We start from the raw sequence: 17699 nt of genomic DNA, 5'->3' as shown, positions 1-17699 counted from the left end.
GACCGGTGAGATGACAAGATGGCGGCAATGATCAAAAAAGTCGGCGTGATCGGTTCGGGGCAGATGGGCAACGGCATAGCGCATGTGGCGGCCCTCGCCGGGTTTGACGTGGTCCTCAACGATTTGTCCTCCGATCAGTTGAAGTCGGCCATGGCCCTCATCAACAGCAACCTGTCGCGCCAGGTGTCGAAGAAGATCATCACCGAGGATGCTCGCGACAAGGCGCTTGCGCGGATCGGACAGACCGAAGATCTCAACGGGCTTGCCGATTGCGATCTGGTGATCGAGACCGCCGTCGAGAAGGAGGAGGTCAAGCGCAAGATTTTTCATGCTCTGTGCGCGGTACTGAAGCCTGAGGCCATCATTGCCTCGAACACGTCGTCGATTTCGATTACGCGGCTTGCTTCGTCCACCGACCGGCCGGAGAGGTTCATCGGCATTCACTTCATGAATCCGGTGCCACTGATGGAACTGGTGGAACTGATCCGCGGCATCGCGACCGACGATGCGACTTTCGATGCGGCCAAGGCATTTGTCGGCAAGCTCGGCAAGCAGATCGCCGTATCCGAGGATTTCCCGGCCTTCATCGTCAACCGGATTCTGCTGCCGATGATCAACGAGGCGATCTACACGCTGTACGAAGGCGTCGGCAACGTCGAGGCGATCGACGCCGCCATGAGGCTCGGCGCGCACCATCCGATGGGCCCGCTTGAACTCGCCGATTTCATCGGCCTCGACACTTGCCTGTCGATCATGCAGGTGCTGCACGAGGGACTGGCCGACTCCAAGTACCGGCCCTGTCCGCTGCTGGTAAAATACGTTGAGGCCGGATGGCTTGGCCGCAAGAGTCAGCGCGGCTTTTACGATTACCGTGGCGAAAAACCGGTTCCGACGCGCTGATTTTCATCCCCGGGAATTCTTTAACCTTGGTTCGCTAGAACGGGCCGTGGAGTTCTACGCATGGATATGAGTCTGGTTGCGGCCGCCGCAGGCATGATGGCGGCAAACACGCAGTCGCAGATTGCGACCCGCGCATTGAAAATGAACCTCGACGCGCAGGCGCAGGTGCTTCAGTTGCTCGTCCCGCCGCAGACCAGCCCGGCGGCGAACAACGCGCCGGGCATCGGCGGCAATCTCGACATTTCAGCCTGAAGCCTTCCACTCGGATCAAGCCCGAGGACATTCGTCGCTCGAAAACGCTAGAGAACGGGCCGACCGGAAATCAAGGCCTGCACCGGCGGAATGCGGACGTAGGGTTCCGAAGTCAGATCCTCAGCACTTCACCCGCTTCTGCTCGCGGTCCACAGCCTGCTTCACGCCCGCCGAGGAGCGCGGATATTTGCGCGTCACTTCGCCCAACGCGGCGCAAGCGGCTTCCTTCTCCTTCAGCGCCGCCAGCGATTGTCCGAGCCGCAGCAGGGCATCCGCCGCCTTCGCCGAGGTGTCGTATTTGGTGGTCACGCCGAGAAAGGCCTCGGCCGCCTCGCGATATTTCTGGCGCTGAAAGAGGCTTTCACCAAGCCAGTACTGCGCATCGCCCGTCAGCGCATCGGTCGGGTATTTGTGGGTGAAATTGCGCATGGTTTCCTCGGCGAGCGCATAGTCCTTCCGCTGCATGTAGCCGATGCCCAGATCGAATTCGTCGCGCGGCGTTGCCGACGGCGGCAGCGTCGTCAGACCGCCGGTAGAAGACGGAGCCGGCTCGGACGCCGAATACCCACCCGGCCGACGCGGGCTGGTATTGGCGAGGTCGAGTGGCGCACCGGCTTCCCGGCCGCCAGGCGAGCCCGCAGCCTCTCCCGCTATCGGCATCTGTCCGCCACCGAGCGCACGCGGTGCGCCGGGGGCGTTCGGATTCCGGCTGGGATCGAAGGCATCACCGCGATGGCCCTGCGCGGGCACGCTGACCGGTTGCTCCTGGACAACGGGCGCCTGCCCTCCCCGCGGATCGTAGGACGGCTGACTGTAGGTCGGAGCCGATTGTGCCGACGGAGCGGCGGCGACGGCAGGCGGCGCACCCGCAGGCTGCAACTGCTGCAATTGTTGCTCGAGCATCCGATTCCGATGTTGCAGTTCCTCGTTCTGTCCGGTCAGCGTTCTGAGCTGGTCTTCCAGTTGCTGGATGCGGATTTCAGGATCGACGTCGTATTGCGCGAAGGCGGGTGACGACAGCGCAAGCGCGACGGCAACGGCCGCTGCGCGCGCAAGCATCGGAGCTATGGGTGACATTTTGGCCTGACGATTGAAATGAACGTCGCATCGAAAGCGCATCCATTGAGAACCCGACTGCGCCGAAAATGTGACTTGGTCCAACACCGGCAATCACTTTACGACGATCTTTCCGATCAGTCTTCTGTTTAGATCTTCCCTTGAGCCTTTCGAATTCTGACGAAATCAGGAGCGCGGCTCTATGATTTTGTTTTGATGCGTTTTCTAGACGCGAACCGGTCTCCATCCTCGTGTCAAGCCAAGGAGATGTCTCGCTCCAACGCGCGATGCGACACCGGCCCAAAACAAAACCGGCGCCCAAAGGCGCCGGTCGAAATCACGGATGCGCGACATTGTCAGGAGCTGGCGTTCAACACCGTGACGGCACGGCGGTTCTGGGACCAGCAGGAGATGTCGTTGCAGACCGCCACCGGGCGCTCCTTGCCGTAGGAGATCGTCCGCATCCGGCCGGAATCGATGCCGCGCGATGCGAGGAAGGCACGAACCGTCTGCGCACGGCGGGCGCCCAGCGCGATGTTGTACTCGCGCGTGCCACGTTCGTCGGCATGGCCTTCGATCGTGAAGGAATAGCGGGGATAGGTCTGCAGCCAGCGCGCCTGTTTCTCCAGGGTCGTCACTGCCTGCGGCGACAGGTTGGTCTGGTCGCTTTCGAAGAAGACGCGATCGCCGACGTTGACCACGAAATCCTGCTGGCTGCCCGGCGTAGCGGCCCCGGCCATGGCGCCGTCCGCGCCCATGCCGTTCTTGTTGGCACAGGCACCCATCGACAGCGCCACCGCGAGCACGGCGGCCAGCTTCAATCCCCGGAGGATTGGCATCTGATGTAACATTCCGGAGCCTCCACGCTCACGTTTTTCCACTGTCATCCGCTCTACAGGGCGATGGTTAAGCGAACGTTCCGTCAACCTTGATGAGACGTTGCCCGACTGCATCAAATGTGAAGTTTTCCGGAAAGAGCGCCGCGATGGTTAATGGGTTGCAAATGTGGCGCGACGGTGAAGCGACAGCCTCTTCGGCAGCCTGTCTTCGGTCCTGACTACCGGGTTAGCGGGATACGCACTCGATTGCCTCTCCCATCGCGCTCCGGCGCTTCCGCACCGCCGGGAAACGCATGATAACGGGCATATTCGGTCGTTGCCGGAGGCAAGCTATCGATCGCTAACTGGGAAAAGCCGGAACGGTCGGGATCAAATCAAAGCTTCGGGGCAATCGAGGCGCGCGCGAACGGAAGAGCGGAACCGGTCAGCACGGGCATCGGGGTTCCGTTCCTTCGCTCGAACAACATCCGGCGCTCGAAATAACTCGAACGCAGATAAGGATAGCGGGCGAAGACCTTTTCGCGCGAGGCCGGAAAATCGACCGCCATCAGGCAAATCGGCTTGATCAGACCCGGGTAGAGGCGCGGCGGGCTCAGCGGCTGGTGATTGAACAGGCGCGTGTAGAACGTGCGATGCTCGGCGCGGACGGTGGCCAGCCCAAGATCGGCGTGAAAAAAACTGCAGGCGACAAAGCACAGCCGAAGCGTGAGGTATGGCAATTCCGGAAATCGTCCGGCGATTTCCGGATCAGCGACGAAGCGGGTCGGGTCAACCATGACCTTGCCTTGATCGACCTCCTGCTGAAGATAATCCTGGAACACGTCCACCGACGGACAAAGCGGATATTCCGGCGAGGAAATGCTGAGGCGGATGGAACTGGCGAGCACGCCATCCAGATAAACGCCGAAAACCCAGGAGTTCGGCATATCGTCGAACCGATCGGTGATTTTATGATCGGGATTAGGCTCGATCGCCCCTTCCTTCAGGTAGGCGCGATATCGCAGGCGATAGATGACGTCCCTCTCCGCCCGCGTTTCCATCAGGCGATAGTCGATCCGATCGAGAAGCTCGATGCCGCGATCTGCTGGCTTGGCAATTGTCTGTTGAGCTGAACTCATTGGAACACCCCCGATCCACCTTGAATCCCAGCCGACGATCGAAGGTTAACGCTTTGCTAACTTATTGCAAAGGTAACGAAGCATTAGCGTTAATCCCTACCCTCCAATAATAATAATATCGTTAATCTGCATCGGTTGCGCTTCGAACCGAATTAGAAGATTTCAATTCGAGGCGGGGTGAGTTGTAGGAAAAAATTTTAGGCGATCGACCGTGACGGAAGGACCTTCACATTGTCGTCACGCTGACGGCGTCCATGGGAGGCATCCAGCAGTTGACGGATACGGGACGCGGAGACCGGCCGGCTGAAGAGATAGCCCTGCGCTTCGCTCACCGTTCCGTCGGCGCTGATGAGTTCGAGCTGCTCGTTGGTTTCGATGCCTTCCACCACGACAGACATGCCGAGATCGGCGCTCAGCCGCGCCACGCCGCGCAACAGCGTCAACGGCCGATCCGTATCGATCCCTTCAAGGAACGAGCGGTCGATCTTGACCTTCTGCAGCGGGAAATTGTGCAGATAACTGAGGCTCGAATAGCCGGTGCCGAAGTCGTCCAGGGAAATCCTCACCCCGGCCGAGCGCAGCTGCGTCAACGCATCGAGCGTCCACTGGGTGTTGCGCAGCAAGGATGATTCCGTGATCTCGATCTCCAGGCGGTGCGCCGGAAGACCGGAGACCTCCAGCGCATAGCGGACCTCGCTCAGGATCTCGCGCTGGTGGAACTGCTGCGACGAAAAATTGACGGCGACGCTGACAGCGTCCGGCCAGGTCATGCATTCCATGCAGGCCTTGCGCAAAATCCAGCGGCCGAGATCGATGATGAGGCCCATCTCCTCCGCCACCGGAATGATGTCCATCGGGGACACGGTTCCGCGCGTCGGATGATTCCAGCGCAGCAGCGCCTCGCAGACCGTGATCCGCCCCGACTTCAGGTTGACCAGCGGCTGATAGAACAGTTCGAACTCCTCGTTGGCCAGCGCCTTGCGCAGATCGTGTTCGAGGACGCGGCGCGCTTCGACGGTTTCCGCCATCTCGCTGCGGAAGAAGCAGAACGTTCCACGACCGCCCGCCTTGGCCCGGTACAGCGCCATATCGGCGTTCTTGAGAAGGTTGTCGGCGGTGGCGCCGGGCGACGTCAGCGCGATACCGATGCTCGCGCCGATCTCGACAAGGTGACGGTCGACCTCGTATCGCTCGGTAAGCCGTTCGACGATGCGGCGGGACAACGCGGCCGCCTCCTCCGGCGAATGGATGTTTTGCTGGAACACGACGAACTCGTCGCCGCCGAACCGAGCGACGAAATCCTCCGGTCGCAGCATTCCGCGGAGCCGGTCGGCGACAATGCACAACAGGTGGTCGCCACAGGGATGGCCGAGCGTATCATTGATCTGCTTGAATTGATCGAGATCGATGAACAGCAGCGCCGAGAGCCGCGACTCGCTGTTCGGTGCTGCCAGCAGGCGTTCGATTTCGTCGCGAAAGCTGAGCCTGTTGGGCAGTTCCGTCAGGGAATCAAAGCGGGCGAGATGGCTGATTCGCGCTTCCGCCTTGCGCCGCTCCGTGATGTCCTCGACGAGAACGACGGTGCCTCCGCAGGCCATCGGCTGGAACGTCCACGACAGCGCCCGGCCATGCTCCGTATCTGCGTCGGCGGTCACGATCGCACCGGCCTGCGAATTCTCGAGTTCCGAAATGATCGTCCGGCCGTTTTCGGATGACATCGTTCCGGCAGCGACGCACGCCGCGATGACCTCCGGCGCGCCGACATTGCGATGCACGAAGCCGTCGGCGAGATGCATCATCTCGCTGAAGCGACAGTTCATCACGCCGAGACGACCATTGGCGCCGAACATGCACAGGCCATGCGGCATGTTGTTCAGTGCGGTGTCGAACTGGGTGGCGAGCGCCGCTTCGCGTTCGCGCGCGATCAGGGCGCGCACGAAAATCGCCTGCAGTCTCGTGGTGATCCTCTCGAGGCCGAGGAAATACAGAACGGTGAGAAGCGCCATCCCGAGGTAGTAGGGATCGAAGCGCAGCGCCATCGCCCCCGCCATGGGTCCGCAGGTCAGCAATATCTGCAGGTGGAAGATCCACGGGCGCCCGTAGGCGCGGCCGGCGCCGGCCGCCACGTATCCCGTGGTCACCGCGATACAGATCATATGCGCGACCGCGTCGTCGGTCATCAGGAGCGCGACGGCACACCATGCACCGAGTGCAATCGCGTAGAGCACCGCTCCGATCTGGTATCGTATCTCCCAGCTGGTTGCCTCCGTCACGGTCAGGTCCGAGCGGCGGCGCTTGTATTTCACCATATCGAAGCTGCGGAGTCCGCCGATCAGAACGAGGGACACGGCGCAGGGCCACAGCAGATGATTGCCGGTCTTCAACGCGGTCATGGTGGCGGCAATCGCCGCGCAAACCGCGCCGGCGAACATCGGTACCGGATTCTGAAACAGCGAACCCACGAGCGCCGCATATATCGCTGGCGACATCGTATCGGTATCGCGATGGTGATCGGCCAATTGCATCGGGGGCGCGCGCATCCTTGTTCGGAGCGCACAGTGTTACCGAATGCTGGTGAAGCCTTTCTGAGCGAACATCGTTAGCAAGACATTGAGCCGATCGCAGAAAAACCGGATTTGCTTCCTGAATCAGGAACCTAGCAGGCCGGTTCAAAGGTCGTATCGTTCCCTTTCGGGCGCCTTCCGGCGAATGTCAGGATCAAGGGAGGCCGGCCTGGCGATGCGCTCTACAAAGCACATTCGCAGGGCTTTGCGACCAGCGCTCCCGCCGCCTCCGAGGCGGACTGGACTATGAGAGCAGGGGCGACCAAGCCGGATCGGATGCGAAACCGGGCGTGGGAACCTTCAGCTCGTTGCGACCCGAGACGTCGATCGTGTAGAGCGACGGGCCACTGTTGCCGCCGGGGTCGCGGAAAAACATCAGCACCCGGCCGTTCGGCGCGAAGGTCGGTCCCTCGTTGTGAAATCCCGAGGTCAGGATCCGTTCTCCCGAGCCATCCGGCTTGATGATGCCGATGGAAAACTGACCGCCACCCTGCTTGGTGAAGGCGATGTAGTCGCCGCGCGGCGACCAGACCGGAGTGGAGTAGGAACCCTCGCCGAACGAGATGCGCTGCGCCGCACCCCCGGTCGCCCCCATCACGTAGATTTGCGGCTTGCCGCCGCGATCGGACTCGAAGCAGATGCGGCCGCCGTCCGGCGAATAGGACGGCGAGGTGTCGATCGCCGGCGTGTCGGTCAGGCGCGTGGTCGACTTGGAGCGAAGATCCATCACGAACAGGTTGGAGTTGCCGCCCTGCTGCAGACTCATGATGATGCGCTGGCCGTCGGGCGCAAAACGCGGCGCGAATGACATGCCCGGAAAGTTGCCGACGATTTCGCGTTGTCCGGTTTCGATGTTGAACAGATAGACCCGCGGATCACCCTGCCCGAACTCCATGTAGGTGATTTCCTGGGTCGAGGGCGAAAAGCGCGGCGTGATCACAAGATCGGCGCCGCGCGTGAGATAACGCACATTGGCGCCGTCCTGATCCATCAGGGCCAGACGCTTGACGCGGTGCTGCGAGGGTCCGCTCTCGTCGACGAACACCACGCGGCTGTCGAAATAGCCTTTCTCGCCGGTCAGGCGCTCATAGATCTGATCCGAAATGATGTGCGCGATCCGCCGCCAGTATTCCGGCGACGTGAAATATTGCTGGCCTGCGAGCTGCTGGCCGGTCGCGACATCCCACAGGCGAAACTCGGCCTTGAGCCGGCCGTCGCCCTGACGCGTCATGCGGCCCGTCACCAGCGCCTGCGCGTTGATGGTCTTCCAGTTGGCGAACTGCGGTGGCACGTCGATGTTGGTGATCTTCTCGATATAGGCGGCCTGATCGATCGGCGCGAACAAGCCGCTGCGCTTGAGGTTGTTGGTGATGACCTGCGCGACACCAGCGCCGACCTCGCCGTCCGACGGCGATCCGGCAACGAAATTCGGTATAGCGATCGGCAGCGGCGCAACGTTGCCCTGATCGATCTGCACCCGCGCCTGTCCGAAGGCGTGCCGGGCGCCCAGCAACACGCCCGCCGAGGCCATGGCGGAAATCATCTGTCGGCGATTCAGGCGCACGGGTACTCTCGGCAATCCAAATCTTTCAATTCCAAATCTTGCAGATCCATGTCTTTCAATCATCGGTACAGGCTTCTTCCATCTCGGCGAGGCTCGTCGCTACGGCTCTTTACGACTTTCGTTCAGTGAATACGGGTTCGAAGAATTTCCACTCGTCGAAAAATTGCGCCGGCAGATTGTATGGCTGGCACTCGATGATCGCGCGCAACGCGCTCTCCTGATAAACACGGAAATATGGCGTCGACGGGCTGCTGATCGCTGTCGGCGTGGTCTCGAGCGTGCCGTCGCGCTTCAACTTTATGCTGAACACCGCTTCGGTCATCTGCGCTTCGAGGCCGCCATAGGGCTTTTTCCAGCAACGTTCGACCTGCGACTTGAACATCGCGCCCCAGGTCGCGGAATTATCGGCCGACTTGCCATGCGCCAGGCCCAGCGCGGCGTTCGAATTCAGCGTGGCGCCGGTGACGGAACTGCGGGTCGGATCACGCTTGTCGAGCAGCGCCGCGATCTTCGATTGGTCGAACACGCGCTCGGCTTTCTTCGCCACTGCCTGGGCTTTCGCGTCGGCTTCAGCCTTGGCCTTTGCCTCGACTTTGGCCTTGGCTTCCGCTTTCGCCTTAGCCTCCGCTTTTGCTTTCGCCTGCGCTTCAGCCTTCGCCTTGGCCTTGGCTTGAGCCTCTGCCTTCGCCTCGGCTACGGCTTCCGCCTCAGCCTTCGCGGCCTCTGCTTTGGCTTTCGCATCCGCCTTGGCCTTTGCATCTGCTGCTTTGGCTGCCGCTTCGGCCTTCGCTGCTGCTGCGGCCTCGGCAGCGGCCTTGTCATCAGGTTTCGGTTGTTCTTTGGGCGCCACGTCGGTCACGACCGGCGGCTTCTTGTCGTCGATCTTGCCGACGGTATCCTCCGGCGGCGGCGTGGGATCGGCGACCTTCTCGACCAGCGGCTTCGGGTTTTCCTTCTTGCCGGTTTTCATGCCCGCCGTCACATGCGCGAGTTGATCGGCCGAGATGATATCGACCGGCAGCGACTCCTCCGGCACCGATTCGAAAGCCTTCGACGAAAACGACACCAGCCCCCACCCGATCACGAGGACGTGCAGGGCAATCGACGCTGCCAGTGTCTTGTCGATCTTGACCTTCAACCTAGTACCCCGACGATCCCAGCGTGCATACTAGAGCCTTTCTGCTTCCGATAGATCAGAGGCGGGGCTCCATGAGTTTGATTTGACGCGTTTTCTTCACGCGAACCGGTACCGCTTCGCTCGAAAACGCTTTAAGATCCCTGCTCCACTTCGGTAACCAGCGCCAGCCGCTTGAAGCCGGCGCCCGACAGCTTGCCCATCACCCGGGCCACCGTCCCGTAATCGGCCTTCTTGTCGGCGCGCATGAATATACGCTCGTCGAGACCGCCGCGCGCGTCGGTGATCGCCGTCAATTTCGGGACCAGTTCTTCCATCGTGACTTCGGTGTCGTTGATGAAGATGCGCCCCTGGACGTCTACCGACAGTTGCAGCGGCGTCTTGTCCTGCTCGAGGCTCTTGGCCTGGGTCTGCGGCAGATCGAGCGGCACGCCCACGGTCAGAAGCGGCGCCGACACCATGAAGATGATCAACAGTACCAGCATGACGTCGACCATCGGCGTGACGTTGATCTCGGCCATCGGCTGCGAGCGCCGCCGCCCGCGCCGTCCGCCGCCCGAGGAAGCTGCTGCCGGATTCATCGCCATGAGGACCGTCCATTTCCATGCCCTAAGGCCTCAAGTCCGCTCGTCGATCTGACGTGATAGGATCGCGGAAAACTCGTCGGCGAAACCCTCGAGCCGCTGGGCCTGACGATTCACTTCCGCCGTAAACTTGTTGTAGAAAATAGTCGCGGGAATGGCAGCGATAAGGCCGATGGCCGTTGCGAACAGCGCTTCGGCGATGCCGGGCGCCACAACCGCAAGCGAGGTGTTTTTCGACGCGGCGATCGACTGGAAGCTCGACATGATGCCCCAGACGGTGCCGAACAGGCCGACGAAGGGGCCGGCCGACCCGACAGTGGCCAACACCAGCAGCCGCCGTTCCAGCCGCTCGATCTCGCGCGCGATCGAGACATTCATCACTTTCTCGATACGCATCTGAAGTCCGGCGAATGAGCGCGCCTGACTTTCGAAAGACCGTTTCCACTCGCGCATCGCCGCGACAAAGCAAGCGGCCATCGACTGCGTCGGCTTTGCCGACAGCGCCCGGTACAGATCCTCGATCGACTCTCCCGACCAGAAGGCCTGCTCGAAGCGATCCATCGCGCGCTTGGTGCGGGCGTAGAGAAACATCTTGTCGATCGCGATCGCCCATACCCACACCGAGCAGCCGAGAAGGCCGAGCATCACCGCCTTCACGATCCAGTGAGCATGGAAAAAAAGCGTTATCAGCGACACGTCGGCTGAGGCGATGGGCAAGGCTGACTGGGCCACGTCGGCCGGATTCATAAGCGGTATCCTCTCAACGCAAGATATCCCTGTCGACCCCGGGGCGACCTCCGCCGCCGGTTCACAGCCACGAAGCGCACGCGGCGTAAAGCGCCAACGCGGAAAGCTGGTTGGGTCACATGGGAGGCTGGTCCAAAGCCAGAACCTGCATCCCCTGCCAACGTGTCAAAACGAGGGCTTTCGGCGCGTCTTCACGCTCGTAACCAGACGCTAATCTTGGTTAAAATCGGGTTACCGGAGATGAAACAGGGCCGTGAAAACGGCTCCTCCTCCGTCACTTGCGCGCGAGGCGACGGCGGCAGGACGGATCGGCGGGGCACAGACGGTCGAACCCCGCTGGCCGGTTCTCGCACATCACCGGCTCGGGCTGGTCGGCGTTCGCTGATCCGGTGCGGCATCGAAAATCCTTTGGAGGACTTCAATGCAAAATGACAGCAAAAAAACCGCCCGCCTGCGGAACAGGCGGACGGTGATTTCGGCGTGGGTGGCGGGCTTATCGTGTCGTCTTGTTTACTGACCTTGTGCCTGATCGTTCGGCGGCGTCGGACGGGTGCGATGCTGCGCCATGAACGCATCGAACTCTTCCTTGTCCTTGGCGTGGCGTAGCCGCTCGAGGAAATCCTTGAATTCCTTTTGCTCTTCCTCGAGCCGCCGCAGCGTCTCCATGCGATACTCATCAAAGGCACGGTTGCCGCTGGAGGGCGCACCGAAGCCGGGGAAACCGGAGAATCCGAAACCCCTGCGCTCCATGTGATCGCGCATCCGGTCCATCTTGGATTGCATCCGCTGCATCTTGTTCTCGAAACGATCGTTGCTCCAGCAACCCATTTTTCTGCTCCCGAGTGTGAAGAAGAGAATCGCGAGACCGATCGGCCACCACACCATGAAACCCAGCACGATCAGGACGATCCGAAGCGGATGCCACGGCGCGTTCATGAAGCGGGAATAGGGGTAGCAACCTTGGCCCTGCATCTGGTTGGGGCCGTTCCAGCGGTCGTAGTCAGTGGTTTGAGCCATGGCCTTCTCCTGAACGGCATCATGTCGCGTGAATGTAAATAACATTTACATAAGTAGATCATTAAGGGATTTTGTCAAGCGCGGAATGGTCCGCAAATAGTGGTGTTTGATGTTGGCGCGGTTCCCGATTGTGACGACTCATCACATTGAGCGGAGCACGAACCGCAACTGGCTCGGGATGAAAAGACGATCCGCCAGAAGGCGTTGGACGTTATTACCCTTGCAGGGAATGATCGCGCCGGCGGTCCGGATAGACACGCTCCCGCGGTCAGGTCGCGGATTTGTGACCCCACGGTCCCCGCGGCGGCACAGGTTCCGACGGCGGTTCAGGTCGCGCCGCCTCATCCGACGGCTTGCGGTCGGCCGGAAAGCCGAGTCCGCGCAGATAAATCAGCACGCCGGCTTCGAGCAGGTCTTCGGCGGACATCGGCAGCTTGCGGCGCGCCGCATCGCCGCGGCCGAACAACGAGGCGATGCCGTGTGACATCGACCAGATGTGGAGAGCCATCATCAGCGCCGGGGGCCGGGCGACGCCCGGCGGCGTCAGCGCGGCGAGCCGTTCCGCCGCCGCGCGGATGATGGCGAAGGCGCGTTCGCTCGCAGCCGACAGCATGGGATTGACGTCGATCGGCACCCCGGATTCGAACATCGCCGAATAATATGCGGGCTCGTTGCGGGCGAAGGCGAGATAGGCCCGACCCACACGCTCGAAAGCGGTGACAGTGTCGGGACGGCCGTCATCCCAGGCCTTGGTCAGTTCCGCCTCGAACTGCTCGAAGCCGCGCTGGGCGATGCTCGCCAGCAATTCGTCGCGGTCGCGGAAATGCCGGTACGGCGCGGCAGGGCTGACGCCGGCCGAGCGCGCGGCATCGGCAAAGGTGAATCCCGCCGCACCTTTCTCGGCGATCAGGCCAAGCGCCGCCTGCAGCAGCGCCTCCTTCAGATTGCCGTGATGGTAGCCGCGCTCGGGGCGGCGATGGTCCTTGCGCCAGCTCATGTGAATGGTTCTTACATGAGCCAGAGGGAAACGTCACTGATTTCGTCTGGCTTCGCAAGGCGCCGCGGCGAGAACGTTCTGCCGCGAGGCAGCGACGCTCGTGACATCACCAGCGCCGTGCATGGATGAGGCGACACGCAACGAGGCCGTCATGCGTGTCCCGGGCGACACGGAAGCACATCCCGCGAGGGTCATCGCAAACAAATTCCTGCCGCATTGCTTGATCACGCTTGCGTCATTGCTTCGGCCGTGGGGACAAATGCGGCCGCAGCAATTCCAAGGGGCGTTCCGCGTACATCGATTCCGATTTTGACTCGCGCAATTTCGCGCCGCGATGAGTCATGCCCAAACCACCCTGGCCAGCATCGCTGACCAACAAAATGGCGAGGACATCATGACCGATGCAACAAGGCGGACGGCATCCGGCGCGCTCGCGCACCTGTTCGCACATGCCATGGCGGTGACGTCGCTGCTGGTGATCGCCGCCTGTATCTTCTACGTGAGATAGACCTGCGGCCGATTGCTTTCATCGGCCGATCGACATGCACGCGGACAGCGACGCCTCACGCGTTGACCGTTCCGTTCGCCGCCGCCTCGATATCGGCGATAACGATCTTTTTCATCTTCAGCATCGCCTTCATGGCGCGGCTGGCCCTGGCGCGGTCCGGATCCTGCAGCAAACGCGGCATCATCTCGGGCACGACCTGCCACGACACGCCAAACCTGTCCTTGAGCCAGCCTCCCTTGAGCGGGCCGCCACCACCGGCGGTGAGCTTGTCCCAGTAGTAGTCGATCTCGTCCTGCGACTTGCAGCCGATGCTGAACGAGGTCGCTTCGCTGAACTGAAAATGCGGGCCGCCGTTCAACGCCAGGAAGCGGGTGCCATCGAGCTCGAACTCCACGGTCAGCACCGTCCCGGCCGGCTTCGAACTGCCTTCACCATAATGCGTCGTTTCGACGATCTTCGAATTGTCGAACACCGAGACGTAGAACTTCGCGGCTTCCTCGGCTTGCGTATCGAACCAAAGAAAGGGAGTGATTCTGGGCATGGCATGCTCCAATGATTGCGTGCGCGTTGATGCATGTTAAGAGCGGGAGGAGTATAAGGTGTTTAGCGGTTTGTCCGCCCGCATCCCGCTTTGAAATATTGGAATCCGCCTTCATGATTTTGGATCGAATCCGATCCGAAATTCCTCATGCTCGAAGCAACTCTCCAGCAGCCTGCGGGTTCCGGTCGAGACATGATCTTCGCGCCGGCGGCGAGGACAACGCGATCTTGCGAACGTGATTGCCAGTGATCAGACTTGATCGGCCTTCATCGCCACACGCAGTGCCTTCGGTATCGGCCTTGCCTGCCCACCGGAAACGAACGCCACCTTCACCTTCGCATCCAGCAGCAGCGTATCACCGCGCCGCACCTCCTGATGCAGCGTGATCGAGGCGCCGCGAACCTCCAGCGGTCGCGTCACGATGTCGAGCACCTCGTCCATATGCGCGGGCTTGAGAAACTCGATCTGCATCGAGCGCACCACGAAGGCAAAACCCGGCGCTTCGCTTTCGGCCTCGTCGAACAACGCGCGCTGATCGGCGCCGAGCAGCCGCAGATAGTTGCTGCGCCCGCGTTCCATGAAGCGCAGATAGTTGGCGTGATAGACGAGGCCGGTGAAATCGGTGTCCTCGTAATACACGCGAATCCGCATGTAGTGGCGGCCGTCGCGGATCGCCCCATCGAGAGGGGCCGCCGGCGAGTTCGTCATGACGATTTTGCTCGCTTGCCACGAAATATCAGAACAACTGCCCATACCGCTTGAACAACAGCAAGCAGGGGCCAGGCAAAACAGAACCACAACCAGCTCACGTTGTCTTGCACCACCTTGAAGCCGAGCGCCGGCAAAACAACCAGCCGAATGGTTTCTCCGGCAATTTCCGGATCAACATGCGAAATTTGAATTGTTACCTTCGCAAATCCAGCCTGAAGAGTTGGCGAATCTCGCCAGTTGGGTGGCCATCTCCGAGTCCCGGCTTGGACAGCAAGGTCGCTGGTCAGCCGTCGGACCATCTCTTGTGATGAATATCCCTCCGTCGGCATCGCCTCATAGGCTTTCGGCGATTGGCCGGGCAGTGATGCAACCACACGAAGCGCAGCACCGGGATTTTCAAACTTCATGAGGCCGGAAAGGTTATCTGGCGCAGTTACCCAGCTACCGAGTTCCGGCCGTCGATCCTGCGCATTCTTTCTCTGAAACCACACCTCCATCGAGAGTGGACGTGACGTCACGGACAGCAAACTAAGTTCGGCTTTCCGTCCTGGCTCGAGCTTTAAATCTGCAGATACCTCCATGCTAGCCAGAAAGCCCGCCGCACAATAGACGGCAAGGACGGCCGATACCGCCGTCCATACAATCCATGATCGACGATGTGAGCGGGACACGAGACTACTCCTCCTCGCCGCCGAACAATCCGAACTGCGCCGGATCACGCGTGGGTTCGGCGAGGCCGAGATGGCGGAAGGCGTGCGAGGTGAGCAGACGTCCGCGCGGCGTGCGCTGCAGGTAGCCGCACTGGATCAGGTACGGCTCGATGATGTCCTCGATGGCGTCGCGCGGCTCCGACAGCGCCGCCGCCATGGTTTCCACACCCACAGGTCCACCGCCGTAGTTCAGCGCGATGGTCGTGAGATAACGGCGGTCCATCGCGTCGAGCCCGGCGGCATCGACTTCGAGCGCGCCGAGCGCGTGATCGGCGACTTTGCGATCGATGGCGGAAGCATCGGCGGCGGACGCGAAATCGCGCACCCGCCGCAACAGCCGTCCGGCGATACGCGGCGTGCCGCGGGCGCGGCGGGCGATCTCGTTGGCGCCGTCCTCTGTCATGCCGACGGCGAGCACCCGAGCACCGCGGCTGACGATCTTCTCCAACTCATCGATGGTGTAGAAATTCAGCCGCACCGGAATCCCGAAGCGGTCGCGCAGCGGATTAGTCAAGAGCCCCGCGCGCGTGGTGGCGCCAACCAGCGTGAACTTCGCCAACTCGATCTTGACCGAGCGTGCCGCCGGCCCCTCGCCGATGATGAGATCGAGCTGAAAATCCTCCATCGCCGGATAGAGCACCTCCTCCACCGCTGGCGAGAGACGATGGATCTCGTCGATGAACAACACGTCGCGCTCTTCGAGATTGGTCAAGAGCGCCGCGAGATCGCCGGCTTTCGCGATCACCGGACCGGAGGTGGCGCGGAAGCCGACGCCGAGTTCGCGCGCGACGATCTGCGCCAGCGTGGTCTTGCCGAGGCCCGGCGGCCCGACGAACAGCACGTGATCGAGCGCCTCTTTTCGTTTACGGGCGGCATCGATGAAGATCTGCAGGTTGGCGCGAGCCTGCGCCTGGCCGACGAACTCGGCCAGCTTTTGCGGCCGCAGCGCGGTGTCGCCGACATCGTCGGCGCGGCGCTCGGGCGTAACGATGCGGGAGGTATTGGTCATGCCGCTCTCTCTGCGTCTGCGCACGTCGCACGCACCAAACGATTCGAAAGGAACCAGCACCCAATGCCTGCACCGAGGTTCACCAACAGCATCACCCAGAACACCGAGAATATTGGTGTCGACATCTTCGGATGTGCGGTCCGGTCGTGTGCCCACACTAATACGGAGAGTGCAAAGGACACGAAGAGACAGCCGCCCAATACAGCGGATAGCGGCACAACCTGACGGTGACTATAATACCTTGATACTGCAGCGATCATGCCTACCACGGCTGCTTGAATGCCGCCGAACAGATATGAGAAGAACATGACAAACGGAGTTCCTTGTATCACTGCTTCAATCCCTGCTCCTCCGAACAAGCCTGTTGGATTGAAAATGGCGGCCATCAAAAGGGATGTCAGCGCACCGATCGGTGGCCCCGCAATCAAGAAAATGACAAAGACGGCCAATGCCTGCCAACCGCTCCGCGCAACGCGTGTTTTCATGTTCCGCGCAGATGCCGTCACCGCGCCAGTTCCTTCAAGCCCAGCCGGATCAGTTGCGCGGTCTCCGCAGTTTCGCCGGCGCTGCGCGAGGCGGCTGCGATCGCGGCCGTCGCCTGCGGTTGGCCGTAACCGAGATTGACCAGCGCAGAGATCGCATCAGCCACCGGACCCGGCGCGCGCTGCTCGTCGATAGCGCCCGCCAGTTGCACGACGGCGGGATCGACACTGGCGAAGGACGGCGCCTTGTCCTTCAGCTCGGTCACGATGCGTTCGGCGACCTTCGGACCGACGCCGGGCGTGCGCGCCACTGCCGCCTTGTCGCGAAGCGCGATCGCGTTGGCGAGATCAGCCGGTGACAGCGTACCGAGCACCGCGAGCGCCACCCGCGCACCGACGCCCTGCACCGTCTGCAACAGGCGAAACCACTCGCGCTCATGGTCGGTGCGGAAGCCGAACAGCTTGATCTGGTCCTCGCGCACATAGGTCTCTATCGACAGCACCGCGGCCTCGCCCGGTGACGGCAGCGCCTGCAACGTGCGGGACGCGCAATGCACTTGGTAGCCAACGCCGCCGACGTCGAGGATGACGTAATCCTCGCCGTAGGTGTCGATGATGCCTTTCAGTTTGCCGATCATGGGTGGCTCTTTACCTCTCCCGCTTGCGGGGGGAGGTCGACGCACCCGGCAGCGCTCTGGCGCGGCGAGGTGCGGCGGGTGGGGGCCGCCGCGCCTCCGGATAAGACCCCGCCCCCTCCCCAACCCTCCCCCGCAAGCGGGAGAGGGAGCAGGCTGCGCTCACCGTTACCCTGATGCAAACCAACACATTCATCATCCGGCCACCTTCATCCGCGCCGCAACCGCCGCGCTTTGCCGGTGATGCGCGTGGGTGATGGCGATGGCGAGCGCGTCGGCGGCGTCGGCACTCTTCGGGTCGGCCTTCGGCAACAGGATCTTCAGCATCGC

Annotated in this window: 19 protein-coding genes and 1 pseudogene; 3 read left to right on the top strand and 17 right to left on the bottom strand. The window is 61.7% G+C overall.

The genetic code is table 11. The features are described 5' to 3' along the window. Window positions 1–18: 18 nt before the first annotated feature. Window positions 19–900 carry a 3-hydroxybutyryl-CoA dehydrogenase gene (locus tag ACS3WB_RS14590; RefSeq protein WP_438276215.1) on the top strand — a complete coding sequence of 294 codons (882 nt, stop codon included), beginning with the start codon at window positions 19–21 and terminating at the stop codon, window positions 898–900. Between the two features lie 60 nt (window positions 901–960). Beyond that, the gene (locus ACS3WB_RS14585) at window positions 961–1152 is read left to right on the top strand and encodes a putative motility protein (RefSeq protein WP_438276214.1); all 192 of its coding nucleotides are present in this window, start codon (window positions 961–963) and stop codon (window positions 1150–1152) included. Window positions 1153–1272: 120 nt separating this feature from the next. On the opposite strand, the gene ybgF is transcribed toward ACS3WB_RS14585, so the two are convergent. The 8 genes from ybgF to tolQ form a co-directional block, all read right to left on the bottom strand. After that, the gene (gene ybgF / locus ACS3WB_RS14580) at window positions 1273–2229 is read right to left on the bottom strand and encodes a tol-pal system protein YbgF (protein WP_438276213.1); all 957 of its coding nucleotides are present in this window, start codon (window positions 2227–2229) and stop codon (window positions 1273–1275) included. 335 nt (window positions 2230–2564) lie between these two features. Continuing rightward, window positions 2565–3059 carry a peptidoglycan-associated lipoprotein Pal gene (gene pal, locus ACS3WB_RS14575; RefSeq protein ID WP_438276212.1) on the bottom strand — a complete coding sequence of 165 codons (495 nt, stop codon included), beginning with the start codon at window positions 3057–3059 and terminating at the stop codon, window positions 2565–2567. A 362-nt stretch (window positions 3060–3421) separates the two neighbouring features. Beyond that, window positions 3422–4165 (bottom strand): N-acyl amino acid synthase FeeM domain-containing protein, encoded by a 744-nt coding sequence (locus ACS3WB_RS14570; protein WP_438276211.1) that lies wholly within the window; start codon window positions 4163–4165, stop codon window positions 3422–3424. A 197-nt stretch (window positions 4166–4362) separates the two neighbouring features. Then, window positions 4363–6690, bottom strand: a complete 2328-nt coding sequence (locus ACS3WB_RS14565; protein ID WP_438276210.1) for a putative bifunctional diguanylate cyclase/phosphodiesterase — start codon at window positions 6688–6690, stop codon at window positions 4363–4365. 283 nt (window positions 6691–6973) lie between these two features. Then, window positions 6974–8272 carry a Tol-Pal system beta propeller repeat protein TolB gene (tolB, locus tag ACS3WB_RS14560; protein ID WP_438276238.1) on the bottom strand — a complete coding sequence of 433 codons (1299 nt, stop codon included), beginning with the start codon at window positions 8270–8272 and terminating at the stop codon, window positions 6974–6976. Between the two features lie 130 nt (window positions 8273–8402). Then, a complete protein-coding gene (gene tolA / locus ACS3WB_RS14555; protein ID WP_438276209.1) occupies window positions 8403–9431 on the bottom strand; it encodes a cell envelope integrity protein TolA in 1029 nt (342 codons plus the stop codon). Window positions 9432–9562: 131 nt separating this feature from the next. Continuing rightward, a complete protein-coding gene (gene tolR, locus ACS3WB_RS14550) occupies window positions 9563–10015 on the bottom strand; it encodes a protein TolR (RefSeq protein ID WP_438276208.1) in 453 nt (150 codons plus the stop codon). 30 nt (window positions 10016–10045) lie between these two features. Continuing rightward, window positions 10046–10759 carry a protein TolQ gene (gene tolQ, locus ACS3WB_RS14545; RefSeq protein WP_292617384.1) on the bottom strand — a complete coding sequence of 238 codons (714 nt, stop codon included), beginning with the start codon at window positions 10757–10759 and terminating at the stop codon, window positions 10046–10048. A 253-nt stretch (window positions 10760–11012) separates the two neighbouring features. On the opposite strand from tolQ, the gene ACS3WB_RS14540 reads away from it, so the two are divergent. Next, the gene (locus ACS3WB_RS14540) at window positions 11013–11144 is read left to right on the top strand and encodes a hypothetical protein (RefSeq protein WP_438276207.1); all 132 of its coding nucleotides are present in this window, start codon (window positions 11013–11015) and stop codon (window positions 11142–11144) included. A gap of 125 nt (window positions 11145–11269) precedes the next feature. Here ACS3WB_RS14540 and ACS3WB_RS14535 read toward each other — a convergent pair whose 3' ends face one another. The 9 genes and pseudogenes from ACS3WB_RS14535 to ACS3WB_RS14495 all read right to left on the bottom strand — a co-directional run. Beyond that, window positions 11270–11776, bottom strand: coding sequence for a DUF2852 domain-containing protein (locus tag ACS3WB_RS14535; RefSeq protein WP_438276206.1), 507 nt, complete (start codon window positions 11774–11776; stop codon window positions 11270–11272). A 268-nt stretch (window positions 11777–12044) separates the two neighbouring features. Continuing rightward, a complete protein-coding gene (locus tag ACS3WB_RS14530) occupies window positions 12045–12773 on the bottom strand; it encodes a TetR/AcrR family transcriptional regulator (protein WP_438276205.1) in 729 nt (242 codons plus the stop codon). 563 nt (window positions 12774–13336) lie between these two features. Next, a complete protein-coding gene (locus ACS3WB_RS14525; protein ID WP_438276204.1) occupies window positions 13337–13822 on the bottom strand; it encodes a VOC family protein in 486 nt (161 codons plus the stop codon). Window positions 13823–14071: 249 nt separating this feature from the next. Continuing rightward, on the bottom strand, window positions 14072–14530 hold the full coding sequence (ybgC, locus tag ACS3WB_RS14520) for a tol-pal system-associated acyl-CoA thioesterase (protein ID WP_438276203.1): 459 nt from the start codon (window positions 14528–14530) through the stop codon (window positions 14072–14074). Further along, window positions 14527–15204: a hypothetical protein gene (locus ACS3WB_RS14515; protein ID WP_438276202.1), complete on the bottom strand. Its 678-nt coding sequence runs from the start codon at window positions 15202–15204 to the stop codon at window positions 14527–14529. The genes ybgC and ACS3WB_RS14515 overlap by 4 nt, the downstream gene beginning before the upstream one ends. A 4-nt stretch (window positions 15205–15208) precedes the next feature. After that, window positions 15209–16252 carry a Holliday junction branch migration DNA helicase RuvB gene (gene ruvB / locus ACS3WB_RS14510; RefSeq protein WP_438276201.1) on the bottom strand — a complete coding sequence of 348 codons (1044 nt, stop codon included), beginning with the start codon at window positions 16250–16252 and terminating at the stop codon, window positions 15209–15211. Beyond that, on the bottom strand, window positions 16249–16737 hold the full coding sequence (locus ACS3WB_RS14505; protein WP_438276200.1) for a hypothetical protein: 489 nt from the start codon (window positions 16735–16737) through the stop codon (window positions 16249–16251). Before ACS3WB_RS14505 ends, ruvB begins: the two co-directional genes overlap by 4 nt. Before the next feature lie 17 nt (window positions 16738–16754). Then, entirely contained in the window at window positions 16755–17372 is a 618-nt protein-coding gene (ruvA, locus tag ACS3WB_RS14500) for a Holliday junction branch migration protein RuvA (RefSeq protein ID WP_438276199.1), read from the bottom strand. Between the two features lie 192 nt (window positions 17373–17564). Next, window positions 17565–17699 (bottom strand): annotated as a pseudogene (locus ACS3WB_RS14495) (crossover junction endodeoxyribonuclease RuvC); the annotation flags it as partial.

It is taken from the genome of Nitrobacter sp., from assembly GCF_051535215.1.
Classification (GTDB): domain Bacteria; phylum Pseudomonadota; class Alphaproteobacteria; order Rhizobiales; family Xanthobacteraceae; genus Nitrobacter.
The sequence above is the reverse complement of the archived record's forward strand: the minus strand, read 5'-3'. Positions and strand labels throughout refer to the sequence as shown.

Bases quoted from the DNA above. Each gene is read 5' to 3' on its own strand.
- ACS3WB_RS14570 (WP_438276211.1), bottom strand. From the start codon at position 4,165: ATGAGTTCAGCTCAACAGACAATTGCCAAGCCAGCAGATCGCGGCATC.
- tolQ (WP_292617384.1), bottom strand. From the start codon at position 10,759: ATGAATCCGGCCGACGTGGCCCAGTCAGCCTTGCCCATCGCCTCAGCC.
- ACS3WB_RS14525 (WP_438276204.1), bottom strand. From the start codon at position 13,822: ATGCCCAGAATCACTCCCTTTCTTTGGTTCGATACGCAAGCCGAGGAA.
- ruvB (WP_438276201.1), bottom strand. From the start codon at position 16,252: ATGACCAATACCTCCCGCATCGTTACGCCCGAGCGCCGCGCCGACGAT.
- ACS3WB_RS14535 (WP_438276206.1), bottom strand. From the start codon at position 11,776: ATGGCTCAAACCACTGACTACGACCGCTGGAACGGCCCCAACCAGATG.
- ybgF (WP_438276213.1), bottom strand. From the start codon at position 2,229: ATGTCACCCATAGCTCCGATGCTTGCGCGCGCAGCGGCCGTTGCCGTC.
- ACS3WB_RS14530 (WP_438276205.1), bottom strand. From the start codon at position 12,773: ATGAGCTGGCGCAAGGACCATCGCCGCCCCGAGCGCGGCTACCATCAC.
- tolR (WP_438276208.1), bottom strand. From the start codon at position 10,015: ATGGCGATGAATCCGGCAGCAGCTTCCTCGGGCGGCGGACGGCGCGGG.
- ACS3WB_RS14585 (WP_438276214.1), top strand. From the start codon at position 961: ATGGATATGAGTCTGGTTGCGGCCGCCGCAGGCATGATGGCGGCAAAC.
- pal (WP_438276212.1), bottom strand. From the start codon at position 3,059: ATGTTACATCAGATGCCAATCCTCCGGGGATTGAAGCTGGCCGCCGTG.
- ruvA (WP_438276199.1), bottom strand. From the start codon at position 17,372: ATGATCGGCAAACTGAAAGGCATCATCGACACCTACGGCGAGGATTAC.
- ACS3WB_RS14505 (WP_438276200.1), bottom strand. From the start codon at position 16,737: ATGAAAACACGCGTTGCGCGGAGCGGTTGGCAGGCATTGGCCGTCTTT.
- ybgC (WP_438276203.1), bottom strand. From the start codon at position 14,530: ATGACGAACTCGCCGGCGGCCCCTCTCGATGGGGCGATCCGCGACGGC.
- ACS3WB_RS14565 (WP_438276210.1), bottom strand. From the start codon at position 6,690: ATGCAATTGGCCGATCACCATCGCGATACCGATACGATGTCGCCAGCG.
- tolB (WP_438276238.1), bottom strand. From the start codon at position 8,272: ATGATTTCCGCCATGGCCTCGGCGGGCGTGTTGCTGGGCGCCCGGCAC.
- ACS3WB_RS14590 (WP_438276215.1), top strand. From the start codon at position 19: ATGGCGGCAATGATCAAAAAAGTCGGCGTGATCGGTTCGGGGCAGATG.